Here is a 12100-nt window from a genome sequence, read left to right as displayed (position 1 = left end):
GTGGTGGTCCATACCAAACGAAGGGATCGCCACCGTCATGGGGAACCTGAAGCACCGCGACCTCAGTGCCACCCGGGAGCGGCTGCGTGACCAGGTGTCCAACGCCCTGCGGGCCGCCCTGATCTCCGGTGAGCTACGCCCGGGCGTGGTGTACTCGGCGCCCGCGCTTGCCGAGGACTTCGGCGTCTCCGCCACCCCGGTGCGCGAGGCGATGCTCGACCTGGCCCGCGAGGGCCTGGTCGAGCCCGTCCGGAACAAGGGCTTCAGGGTCACCGAGGTCAGCGAGCGTGATCTCGACCAGTACACCGAGATCCGCGCACTGATCGAGATCCCCATGGTCGGCCGGGTCACCCGCAGCGCCACCCGCGACGAGCTGGAGGCGCTGCGCCCGGTCGCCGAGGAGATCGTGCGGGCGGCCCGTGACCACGACCTCATCGGTTACCTGGAGGCCGACCGGCAGTTCCATCTGTCGCTCCTCGCGCTCTCCGGCAACGACCGCCTCGTCGAGACCGTCGGCGACCTGCGCAAGCGCTCCCGCCTGTACGGGCTCACCGCCCTGGACGAGCGCGACCAGCTGATCCCCTCGGCCGAGGAGCACCTGGAGCTGCTCGACCTGATGCTCGCGGGTGACGCCAAGGGCGCGGAGAGGTGCATGGCCAAGCACCTGGGCCATGTCCGCTCTCTGTGGGCCACCAGCGCCGGCTCTGCCTCGGCCGCAACCACGAGACCGGCGGGACGCGCCGGGTAGCGCCCCGACCGAGGCGGGGCGGGTCCCCCATAACACGGGGTTATGCGTAAGTGAGGGCTCCTCGGCAAGGTGCGACTGGTTCACGCTGAGGTATGCAATGTCACACCTCACATCCTCACGCCTCATCTGCGGCCCCCATGCCGTGAAAGGGATCCATGAACCCCGCGTACGCCACCACCGATCACTTCTTCACCGTCCCGCTGGACCACTCCGTCCCGCACGGTCCGACCATCGAGGTGTTCGCGCGCGAGGTCGCCGACCCGGCTCGCGCCGGTGAACAACTGCCCTGGCTGCTCTATCTGCAGGGCGGTCCCGGCGGCAAGGCCCCCCGTCCGTCGGCAGGTTCGCCGGGCTGGCTGCCCCAGGCGCTGAAGACCCATCGGGTTCTGCTCCTCGACCAGCGCGGCACCGGCCGCTCCACCCCGGTCACCGCGCGGATGGCCTCCCGGTTCGCCTCCCCGGTCCAACTGGCGGCGTATCTGGCCCACTTCCGTGCCGACGCGATCGTCGCCGACGCGGAACTGATACGCACCCGGCTGTGCGGCGACGCACCGTGGGAGACGCTCGGCCAGAGCTACGGCGGCTTCATCACCCTCACCTACCTCTCCCGGGCCCCCGAAGGTCTGCGGGCCTGCTACGTGACCGGCGGCCTGCCCGGTCTGGCAGCAACCGCCGACGACGTGTACGCCCGCACCTACCCCCGGGTGCGGGACCGGGTCCTCGACTTCTACGCCCGCTACCCGGGCGACGCCCCTCGCCTCCGCAAGATCGCCGATCTCCTCGCGGCCGACGACGTCCGCCTGCCCGGCGGGGACCGCCTCACGACCCGCCGTCTGCGCACCCTCGGCCTCGCCCTCGGTATGGGCGACGGCTTCGAACGGATCCACTGGCTGCTCGACGAATCACTCGACGCGGACGGCGAGTTGACCGACAGCTTCCTCCATCAGGTGGTGGCCCTGACCGGCTTCACCGACAACCCGCTGTTCGCCGTCATGCAGGAGACGCTGTACGGGCAGGGGGCCGGCCCGACCGGCTGGGCGGCCTCCCGGGTACTCGCCGACTTCCCCGAGTTCGCCGAGGAGGCAGACCCCCTGCTCCTCACCGGGGAAATGATCTACCCCTGGATGTTCCGGGAGATCGCGGGCCTGCGCCCCTTCGCGGACGCCGCAGACATCCTGGCCGGGCGCACCGACTGGCCCCCGCTCTACGACTCCCACAGCCTCGCCACCAACCATGTCCCCCTTGCCGCGGTCGTCTACCACGACGACATGTACGTCGACGCGGGACTCTCCGTGCGCACCGCACGCGAGGTCGGCGCCACCCGCGTCTGGGTCACCAATGAGTGGGAGCACGACGGCGTCACCGCCTCAGGCGGCCGCGTACTCGCCCGGCTGATGGACCTGGCCGCAGGCCGCGCGTAACCCCCTTGTTCCTCGGCGCTGTTCCTCGCGCCGTCCCTTCCCCTTCCCCTTCTCTTCCCTTCCCCTTCTCTTCCCTTCTCCGTCCTTCCCCTGCCACCGCCTCCGACGGGAGAGACATGCCTGTCCTGCCGACCCGCCTGCGCCCCCTCGCCGCGACCTTCGCCCTCGCCTCGTGTCTCGCCGCCTCCACTACGGCGACCGCGGCCGCCCCACCCCCGCTGCCTGCTTCCTCCGCCCCCGCCGCCGAATGCGCGCTGCCCGGCAGGACCGGCTGGACCGACGAGGGCCACGACACCGACCGCACCCAGTTCCAGCCCTCCACCGGAACCCGGCGTGTCCTGATGCTCTTCGTGGACTTCCCCGACGCCGGGGCCACCGACTCCACGGATGCATACGCCGCCCAACTCGCCCCCGCCGCCGACTGGATGCGCGCAGCCAGCTACGGCCGCTCCCGTCTCGCGGTCACCTCACTGCACCGCTGGATCCGTATGCCGGCGGATTCGGACTCGTACGGATTCGCACGCGGCCTCACCTTCGAGACCCACGAGAAGTACGTACGCGACGCGATCAAGGCCGCCGATCCGTACGCGGACTTCTCCCGCTACGACATGGTCTACGTCGTCCCCACGAGGGCGGCGTCCGCGATCTCCTTCTCCCCGACGTACCTCTACGACCCCACCGCGTCAGGCGTGACCGCCGACGGCATCCGCCTCAAGTGGGCCGTGACGTTCGGTCAGGACATCTGGCGCTGGGGCCCCAAGGTCGCCGCCCACGAGACCGGCCACACCTTCGGTCTCCCCGACCTGTACTCCTTCACCGGGGCCACCCACCAGCACGTCGGCGGCTGGGACGTCATGGGTAACATCGCCGGCCCCGCCCCGCAGTACCTGGGCTGGCACTCCTGGAAACTCGGATGGACCCGCGACGACCAGGTCGCCTGCCTGTCCGCACCCGGACACCGCACCGTACGGCTGACCCCTGTGGAACGCCCCGGCGGCACCAAGATCGCCGTACTGCGCACCAGCGGGACGACAGCGTATGTGGCGGAATCCCGCCGCGCCGAGGGCAATGACCGGGCCGCGTGCTCGACCGGCATCCTCATCTACAAGGTCGACTCCGCGATCCCGACCGGTGAGGGACCGGTCCGGATCATGAACGGCAACCCGGCCGCGACACCGCCCGTCGGCTGCACCCAGCTCGACCTGGCGGCGTACACACCCGGCCAGACGTTCACGGACCCGGACACCGGCGTCCGGATCGACGTCCTCGCAGGCAGCAGGGCGGGCGACGTGGTGCGATTCGGCATGTCCTGAAGTCGGTGCCGCGGGCGGCCGAGCCCGCCCTCCGGACGACCCCGACCAGCCCCCGCCGTGCCGGCAGGACCGCCGGCACGGCACGCCGATGCCGACCTCGCCCGGTTCGGCAGGTAGCAACTGGGCAGTGCTCTCAGGTGAGGTGAGAGTGGCGGGCAGCCTCTTCGCACCCGGCCGGCCGGATATCGTCGATGACTTCCACCAACGCCCTGCTCGGCGTGGGTACCACGGGCATCGAGGCCAAGTAGCCGGTCCGGTCCGGTTGTGACCGTAGGGACGCTTGCCCTGGGCAGGGTGGTGTCGCGCCGCCGTGTGGTTACAGCCGGGTCCGGTCGGCGTTGACAGGTTCGGGCAGAGCGGCCGCCCGCCCGCCGCGAGACGGCATTTCTGTGGGCGGTGGGGGTCACACCGCGCCAGATCCGTCGCATGGTGACGGCCGAAGCGCCGTTGGCGGCGCTCCAGGGCGGAGCGTCGGGCCGGGCGCTCGGCGCCGCCGGGGTTGAGCGCACCGTACAGGACGAGTCCGGCGCAGGCGGCCGGTATCGCACCGCCGCCGACCAGGCCGGCACGGTCCGCGCACCGCGAGCGCGATGGCCCGGCGACCGCCGGTACGGCGTCCCCGGCTTCATCTCGCCCGTGAGTACGTCGTCCCCGCCACCCGGAATGGGGGTGGCGGGGACGACGCGGCCGGCAGATCGTGTGTCACTCGCCGGAGTCGACGGACCGCTCCCGCAGCCGCACCTCGGCGATGTTCTGCTCGTAGGAGCGCTCGGAAACCTGGACCATGACCGCCTCCTGGTGGAACTGCTTCAGCGTGGTCGCACCGCAGCTGATCATGGTGGCGGTCAGCTTCGACCTGGTCAGCTCTACGTTGTCGTACAGGCTGCCCGCATAGGGCACGAAGCCGTCCACGCCCTCCTCGAAGGCGATCTCGTCGCTCTGCCCGTAGCGGGCGGCGTTCCGGGCGCGCCTTGATCCCTCGCCCCAGTACTCCTTGTAGTACTGGCCGTCCACGCGGACCTTGCGCGAGGGGGACTCGTCGAAGCGTGCGAAGTACCGGCCCAGCATGATGAAGTCCGTGCCGATCGCGACGGCGATCGCCATGTGGTAGTCGCTGAGCAGCCCGCCGTCGCAGCAGATCGGTACGTAGATGCCGGTCTCGGCGGCGTACGCGTCCCGCTCCTTGACCACGTCGATCAGCGCGGAGGCCTGACCTCGGCCGATGCCCTTCTGGTCACGGGTGATGCAGATCGATCCGCCGCCGATTCCGACCTTCACGAAATCGGCCCCGGCCTCGCCAGATACCGGAATGCGCGTCCGTCGACGACATTTCCCGCGCCTACGAACACGTCATTTCCGTACTTTGTGCGCACGGATTCCAGGGCCTTCTTCCGGTAGACGGAATAGCCGTCCGTTGAATCGAGGCACAAGACGTCCGCTCCGGCCTCGACCAAAGCGGGGACGCGCTCCTCAAAGTCACGGGAGTTGATGCCGGCGCCGACCCGGAATCGCTTCTGGTCGTCCACGGACGCATTGTGGAACGTCTTGTGTGCCTGGTAGTCCCGCTTGAGGACCAGCGAGGCGAGCCTATCTCCGTCCACGACCGGCAGTACGTCCAGTCGGTGCTCCCAGATGAGTTCGTTCGCCTCCGACAGGCTGATCGTGGACGGGGCCGTCCTCAGCTGGTCGCGGGGGCGCATCCGGGCGGTGACGACCTCGTCGGCACCGTGGCGCTTGGTGTGGAAGTCCTCCAGGCCGATCACACCGCAGGCGGCTGCGCGGTGCTGTTGGCGGCGGCGCCAGGCCGACCAGCGCAGGACATGGGACAGGTCGCGGCGGGGCTCGGCAGGGCTGTGACCCGCAGCAAGGCGAGGAGTGAACTCCCGCCCCGCCTACTCTCTACCTCTCTACCGGGCGACTCGGCTGATCAGGTCGAGGAGCCGCAGGACGGCCGGGTCCGCTTCGGGGCGGCGGACGGCGACGATGGTGGTCTCCAGGTGGGGTGAGGTGTCCCGCAGGGTGAGGAACCGGACTCCGGGGATCAGAAAGTCGCGCAGGCGTTCGGGCAGCAGGCTCACGCACAGGCCGGAGGCGACGTAGCTGAACAGGCCGGTGAGGTCGTCGGCTTCGGCGCGGCTTCGGGGGGCGAAGCCGGCTTCGAGGCAGGCGTGGTGAACGCGCTGGGCGAGGGCGGGCAGGGCGCGTGGGTCGGGCAGGGCGAAGTCCTCATCGCGCAGGTCCGCCAAAGTGATCGTGTCCGCGCCGGCCAGGTGGTGGTCGTGCGGTAGGGCGGCGGCGATGCGTTCTGCGGCGAGTTCATGGCCGACGAGGTCGCCGGGGAGCGTGGCGGGGTCGCGCAGGAATCCCAGGTCGAGGGTGCCCGAGCGGACCATCTCGGCGACGGTGCCCGCCGGGCCCTGGTGCAGGTGCAGGCGCAGTCCTGGCAGGTCCTGGGCGGCGGCTTGCAGGATGTGGGGCAGGTAGTGGTGGCTGAGGATGCTGGTGTAGCCGATGCGGATGTCGCCCTCCAGGCCGTTGGCGACGCGCCTGGCCCGTTCGACGGCCGCGGCCTGGGTGGCGAGTAGGCGCCGGGTGTCGGCGGCGAAGGTCTCGCCCGCCGGGGTGAGGGTGGCTCCGGTCGGCCCGCGGTCGAACAGCCGCACTCCCAGGGTGCGTTCGAGGCGCTGGATCGACTGGCTGAGCGGTGGCTGGCTCATGGACAGGCGTGCGGCGGCGCGGCCGAAGTGCTTCTCCTCGGCCACCGCCAGGAACTGCTCCAGCAGGCGCCTCGACAGACTCATATCCTCACTCATATAAACCATGACTAGATCATATATTGGACAGACTGGTGTGGGGGGTGTGCACTGGGTGATGCGGACGCCGATCGCATCGGCGGGCGGCGGTACCAGCGGAAACGGCCCTGCCCCGATCGGGCAGGCCGAACACCCCCAGGACGGTGAACCAGTGAACCTGACCGAACGGCTTCGCAAGGCGGCCGAGAACCCGGTCTCCTCAAACGTTTTCCCCTTCGAGCAGCACTTGGAGGAGGTTCTGCGCGAGGCGGGCCTGACGCCGATGGACTGCGGCGGGACGGTGGCCTTCACCTCCGGGGCCGACCCGCTGGTGCCCGGCCGCTTCCGGTTCGGCTCCGCCGCCGCGCTCGCACTGGCGGGCAAGGGCATCGCCGCATCCGCGATCTGGCGCGACCGGGGCGGGGAGGACCAGGACGTCACCATCGACGTCCGCAAGGCATTCCGCCGCTTCGCCGGCTTCGCGGACTTCCGGTGGGAGCTGATCAACGGCCGACAGCCGTCGATCAAGTGGAACAAGCGCAACCCCTTCGTCGAGATGCCGTTGTTCCGCCGCACGAAGGACGGCCGCAGCGTGGTCGCGCTGAACATCTACCCCGGCCTGCGCACCCGGGCACTGGACCTGCTGGGCTGCCCGGAAACCCCCGAGGCCGTGAACGCGGCCATCGCGCAGTGGGACGCCGACGACCTCGAACAGGCCTCGGCGGACGCGGGCATCGTCCTGGCGAAGGTGCGCTCCCTTGAGGAGTTCCTCGCCGAGCCCCAGTACACCGAGGTGCTCGCCGACCTGCCGCTGATCGAGGTCCAGAAGATCGCCGACAGCGCGCCGGTGCCGTTCACGGACGGCGCCCGCCAGCCGCTCGACGGCATCCGGGCCCTGGGCATGGGCCACGTCATCGCCGGCGCCGCGATCGGACGCGACCTCGCCTCCTTCGGCGCGGACGTGCTCAACATCTGGCGCCCCGACGACGTCGAGATCGAGCCGTTCTACTGGGACACCCAGGTCGGCATGCGCTCGGCTTACCTCGGCGACTCCGGCGCCGACCGCGAACGCCTCGACCAGCTCCTCGCCGGCGCCGACGTGTTCTTCGCCAACCGCCATCCCGGATACCTCGCCCAGCACGGCCTGACCGCCGAGGACCTCGCCGCCAACCACCCCGGCATCGTCCACACCGAGGTCACCCTCCACGGCCCCGCCGGCCCCTGGAAGCACCGCCCCGGCTTCGACGAAATCGGCGCCTGCGTCAGCGGCGTCTTCGCCATCGAAGGCACCCTCGAAGACCCCAAGCAGCCCCCCATGCTCCCCGTCGTCGACAACATCGTCGGCTGGCTCGCCACCATCGGCACCCTCACCGCGCTGCGCCGCCGGGCGACCGAGGGCGGCTCATACCGGGTGCGGGTCTCGCTGACGAAGACCTGCCTGTGGCTGATCTCGCTGGGCGTCTTCGACCGCGACTACGTGCGTACCGCGGTCGGCTCGACGCCGGAGCACACGCTGGTCGACCCGGACCTGTTCACCGCCCGGACCCCGCTGGGCCTCTACCAGGGGATGACCGACCAGTTGCAGTTCACCTCCCTGCGCCAGGGGGACTTCACCACCGTGCTCAGCCCCATGGGCGCCGACGAGCCCGTGTGGCGCACCGCGCCGCACTGACCCCCCACGCCCCGGCCCGGCGCGCCCCCGGGCCGGCCCCCGCGTTCCACCTGTCTGCTTCTCGGTGTCCTCAATTCTTCGGTCGGAGTGGTTCTTCATGGCTGTGGTGACGATCGTCGGTGCCGGCGTGATCGGGATCTCCTGGGCCCGCCTGTTCGCCGGGGCGGGCTGGCAGGTGCGTATCAGCGACCCCAGGCCGGACCTGAAGGACGTGGCGGACGAGCACCTGGCCGGCCTTGAGGTCACGCTCACCGCGGACCTGGCGGCCGCCGCGGAAGGCGCGGACTTCGTCCAGGAGGCCGGGCCGGAGCGGATCGACATCAAGGAGCAGATGTTCGCCACCCTCGCCGCGCACACCCGCGACGACGTGGTGCTGGCCTCCTCCTCGTCCTCGCTGCTGCCGTCCGCCATCGCGAACGGCAACCCGGCGGCCGGCCGGATTGTGATCGGCCACCCGTTCAACCCTCCTGAGCTGATGCCGCTGGTCGAGGTGGTCCCCGGACCGCAGACCTCGGCGAGCACGGTGGAGCGGGCGGTCGAGGTGTACCGCGCGCTGGGCAAGCTGCCGATCCGGCTGAAGAAGGAGATCCCGGGCTTCGTCGGCAACCGGCTGCAGAAGGTCTTCAACGACCAGGCGTTCTACCTGGTGCAGCAGGGCGTGATCGACGTGGCGGACCTCGATGATCTGGTGAGGGCCTCGCTCGGCCTGCGCTGGGCGACGGTTGGCCCGTTCCAAAGCGGTGTCCTGGGCGGCGGACCGGAAGGCATGCGGCACCTGGCCTCGCACGTCGGCTCGCAGATGACCTTCGAGACCGGCAGGTCGGACCCGGCCCGGATGGGCGAGGTACTGGACGCGGTCGAGGCCTCCTACGGCACCGGAGAACCGGCCTACGAACGGCTGGCCGACCTGCGTGACACCCGCACCCGCGCCGTCCTTGAGCCACTGGGCTGGCCCACACCGCCGGCCGCGAAGGGCCCGGGCAAGTGACCGGCAACGCGCCGGACAGCACGAACAGAGAACAGAAGGAGACGACGACCCCCATGTGGCAGGAACTGCTGGCCCTCCAAGCCGGACCGGGCAAGGTGCTGCGGGTGGGCATCCCGGACGGCCGGGTGGACACCCTGGTCGAGGACGCCGGGCCCTTTCCGGACGGCATCGTGGTCGAGGCCGGGACCGTCCACTGGACCACCATGGGCACCCCGATCGTCGGCCCCGCCACCCCCGGAGAAGCCGCCTGGGACTTCTCCCCCCGCAACGGCGGCCTCCACGCCGTGGCCCTGGACGGCGGGAACCAGCACGACCTGCTCCCGCCCGGGACGATCACCACCGGCAAACAGCTGACCTCGGACGGCGTCGGCACGCTGTACTGGGCCGACCGCGAAGGCCACCGGATCAGCCGCGTACGCACCGACGGCACCGGCCTGACCGACCTGGTGATCACCCCGGCCGACGACGCCGTCATGGGCGAATGCGTCGGCGTGGCCGTCGATACCGCCCGCGGCCACCTGTACTGGACACAGAAAGGCCCGTCCAAGGGCGGCAAAGGCCGGATCCTACGCGCAGGCCTTCAGATCCCCGCCGGCCAGAGCGCCGAGAACCGCTCCGACATCGAAGTCCTCTGGAGCGACCTGCCCGAACCCATCGACCTGCACCTCGACGGCGACTGGCTGTACTGGACCGACCGCGGCGCACCACCGGCCGGTAACACCCTGAACCGGGCACCCCTGCCGGCGGACGGGGAAGCGGGCCGGGCACCCGAGATCCTCGCAGACGGCTTCCACGAAGCGATCGGCCTGGCCCTCGACAGCCAGGCAGGCATCGCCTACGTCTCCGACCTTGCAGGCCACCTGCACGCCGTACCCCTGCCGGACGGACCCGCCGCCGACGAACCGCCTCGCCAGATCGCCTCACTGGGCCCGCTGACCGGCCTCGCCGGGCCCGGCTGAACCATCACGCCGCGGCAAGTCACACCCGCGCGCACCTCCCGTACGGCGCCTCGCAGAGCTGGACGAACGCGTCGAAGCTGCCCCACGCCCGTTGGCTCCGCCCCGGGGCGCCGCGCACCGTGGGGCGCTCCTACGTTCTGCTCCATGGATCGATCCGACCACATCTCTCCACCCGCTGCTCCTCGATCTCGCACCCCTTCAGAAATGCGGAACCGCCCTCCCCTCGTAGGAGGAGGCCGCCCCGCTGCGACCGACTCCCCGCGTCAGCAGTTCCTCCCGGCCCGGTGCGGTGACCAGTGGCAAGGACGGACCGCCACCGACGCCGGTGGCGGTCCTGTCAGCCGCCCGGGCGATTGTCGTCGACGGGTGAAATGAGGTTCTGGATCACTTTTGGTGCCGGAGCCACGGAGGGTCACCGGGCCCGCGATCATGAACGGTCGTGACCCACGATCTGCTCCAGGACCTCTGGCTCCACCTGTCGGACACGGATCGGGCACGAGCGTGCGCCCAGGGGTTGGCCACCTTCCTCCCGGTCAGCCCGCTTCACCACCGCGTTCTGAGCGTGGGCGACCTCGCGTCGCAGACGACGCTCGTAGTCGGCGACCTGTTGCCGCACGGGTCGGCTGGTAGCAGTCCGGATCAGCCGTTCGTTCTCGCGGTCCACGAGGAAGGGGACGGCTTTCATGTGCTACGGCACACCTACGCCTCGATCATGCTGGAGGCGGGGGAGTCTGTGGTGACTGTGGCGCGGTGGCTCGGGCACTCTTCGCCCGCTGTCACGCTCGGTTACTGCGCCCACTTCATGCCGGAGGCCGGGACGAAGGGGCGCGCCGTCATCGACGGACTGCTGGCCGGTCGAAACTCCCCAGATTCTCCCCAGGCCTGGGAGGCGATTCCCCAGGCTGGACGGCGCCGGCCTTGTCCGTGGATTGCCAGGGAGCGGAGCCGTATAGCCTGGGGAAATGCTGACAGAAGTCACAGCGACCCGCTACGTCACGCCCCTGCGTGAGGGCGGTTCGCTCCCGGGCATCGTCGAGGCCGACGATCTCGGTACGTACGTCATGAAGTTCACCGGAGCCGGACAGGGCCGCAAGACCCTGGTCGCCGAGGTCATCTGCGGACAGCTCGGGCGCCGGCTCGGACTGCGGGTCCCGGAGCTCGTGCAGATCCAGCTCGACCCGGTCATCGGCCTCTCCGAGCCGGACCAGGAGGTGCAGGAGCTGCTGAAGGCCAGCGGCGGCCTCAACCTCGGGATGGACTTCCTGCCCGGCTCGATCGGCTTCGACCCGCTCGCGTACGAGGTGAGTGCCGAGGAGGCCGGCCGGGTCGTCTGGTTCGACGCGTTGATCAACAACGTCGACCGGTCCTGGCGCAACCCCAACATGCTCGTCTGGCACGGCGACCTGTGGCTGATCGACCACGGCGCCACCATGATCTGGCACCACAACTGGCCGGGCGCGCAGGCCTCCGCGGCCAAGACGTACGACGCCTCGGACCACGCGCTTGCGCCCTTTGCGCCGGACATCGCGGCCGCTGCCGCCGAGCTGGCACCGCGCGTCACCGAAGAGCTGCTGACCGAGGCGGCCGCCGACGTCCCCGACGAGTGGCTGGTCGACGAGCCCGGCTTCCACTCCACCGACGCACTGCGGCGCGCCTATGTGGAGGCGCTCCTGTCGCGGGCCGCCACCATCCACGAGCGGATCACCCTGAGCGCGCCCTCCAAGCCCCGCCCCTCGCAGGCGCCGGGCTGGCTGATCGAGCACCTCACCCCCTGGCCGCACCCCACCAAGAAGGGCGGGGGCAAGTGAGCGACCGCGATGTCTTCGAGTACGCACTGCTGCGCGTCGTGCCGCGCGTCGAGCGCGGCGAGTGCTTCAACGCCGGCGTGGTGGTCTACTGCCGCGCGCGGTCCTATGTGGCCGCCCGTACGTACCTGGACGAGACCAAGCTGAGGGCCCTGGACCCGCAGGCCGACGTCGTCGGCGTGCGAGCCGCACTGCACGCCGTCGAGGGCGTGTGCAAGGGCGGGGAGGACGCGGGGCAGGCGGCGCGGGACGACGCCGGCCGGCGCTTCCGCTGGCTGATCGCGCCGCGTTCGACGGTCGTCCAGCCGGGTCCCGTGCACACCGGACTCACGGCCGATCCTGAGGCCGAGATCGAGCGTCTGCTCGATGTGCTGGTGCGCTGATCGATCCCGAGCGCGATCG

At 70.5% G+C, this 12100-nt stretch carries 9 protein-coding genes and 2 pseudogenes; 9 read left to right on the top strand and 2 right to left on the bottom strand.

Annotated features, from left to right (window positions below; all coding sequences use genetic code 11):
- The first annotated feature begins 37 nt into the window (after positions 1 to 37).
- The 3 genes from ACWCXB_RS31735 to ACWCXB_RS31725 all read left to right on the top strand — a co-directional run bounded on the left by ACWCXB_RS31735 (position 38) and on the right by ACWCXB_RS31725 (position 3482).
- Positions 38 to 748: a GntR family transcriptional regulator gene (locus ACWCXB_RS31735; RefSeq protein WP_450727222.1), complete on the top strand. Its 711-nt coding sequence runs from the start codon at positions 38 to 40 to the stop codon at positions 746 to 748.
- Between the two features lie 155 nt (positions 749 to 903).
- Positions 904 to 2169: an alpha/beta fold hydrolase gene (locus ACWCXB_RS31730; RefSeq protein WP_450727221.1), complete on the top strand. Its 1266-nt coding sequence runs from the start codon at positions 904 to 906 to the stop codon at positions 2167 to 2169.
- A 116-nt stretch (positions 2170 to 2285) separates the two neighbouring features.
- Complete coding sequence (locus ACWCXB_RS31725; RefSeq protein WP_450727220.1) at positions 2286 to 3482, top strand: M6 family metalloprotease domain-containing protein; 1197 nt, start codon at positions 2286 to 2288, stop codon at positions 3480 to 3482.
- Between the two features lie 702 nt (positions 3483 to 4184).
- Here the strand turns inward: ACWCXB_RS31725 and ACWCXB_RS31720 are convergent.
- Positions 4185 to 5182: pseudogene (locus tag ACWCXB_RS31720) on the bottom strand (IMP dehydrogenase).
- A gap of 207 nt (positions 5183 to 5389) precedes the next feature.
- Positions 5390 to 6283, bottom strand: coding sequence for a LysR family transcriptional regulator (locus ACWCXB_RS31715; protein WP_450727219.1), 894 nt, complete (start codon positions 6281 to 6283; stop codon positions 5390 to 5392).
- A 163-nt stretch (positions 6284 to 6446) separates the two neighbouring features.
- Between ACWCXB_RS31715 and ACWCXB_RS31710 the strand changes: the two genes are divergently transcribed.
- The 6 genes and pseudogenes from ACWCXB_RS31710 to ACWCXB_RS31685 all read left to right on the top strand — a co-directional run bounded on the left by ACWCXB_RS31710 (position 6447) and on the right by ACWCXB_RS31685 (position 12081).
- Positions 6447 to 7946, top strand: a complete 1500-nt coding sequence (locus ACWCXB_RS31710; RefSeq protein WP_450727218.1) for a CoA transferase — start codon at positions 6447 to 6449, stop codon at positions 7944 to 7946.
- 97 nt (positions 7947 to 8043) lie between these two features.
- A complete protein-coding gene (locus ACWCXB_RS31705; protein ID WP_450727217.1) occupies positions 8044 to 8934 on the top strand; it encodes a 3-hydroxyacyl-CoA dehydrogenase NAD-binding domain-containing protein in 891 nt (296 codons plus the stop codon).
- Complete coding sequence (locus tag ACWCXB_RS31700; RefSeq protein WP_450727216.1) at positions 8931 to 9893, top strand: hypothetical protein; 963 nt, start codon at positions 8931 to 8933, stop codon at positions 9891 to 9893. Before ACWCXB_RS31705 ends, ACWCXB_RS31700 begins: the two co-directional genes overlap by 4 nt.
- A gap of 673 nt (positions 9894 to 10566) precedes the next feature.
- A pseudogene (locus tag ACWCXB_RS31695) lies at positions 10567 to 10902 on the top strand (tyrosine-type recombinase/integrase); the annotation flags it as partial.
- A complete protein-coding gene (locus ACWCXB_RS31690) occupies positions 10856 to 11701 on the top strand; it encodes a HipA family kinase (protein WP_450727215.1) in 846 nt (281 codons plus the stop codon). The pseudogene ACWCXB_RS31695 and the gene ACWCXB_RS31690, both read left to right, overlap by 47 nt.
- The gene (locus tag ACWCXB_RS31685) at positions 11698 to 12081 is read left to right on the top strand and encodes a DUF3037 domain-containing protein (RefSeq protein WP_450727214.1); all 384 of its coding nucleotides are present in this window, start codon (positions 11698 to 11700) and stop codon (positions 12079 to 12081) included. The genes ACWCXB_RS31690 and ACWCXB_RS31685 overlap by 4 nt, the downstream gene beginning before the upstream one ends.
- Positions 12082 to 12100: the final 19 nt, after the last annotated feature.

This window comes from Streptomyces sp. NPDC001514 (assembly GCF_053597075.1).
Note: the sequence above shows the minus strand (reverse complement) of the source record. Positions and strands in the feature narration are given on the sequence as shown.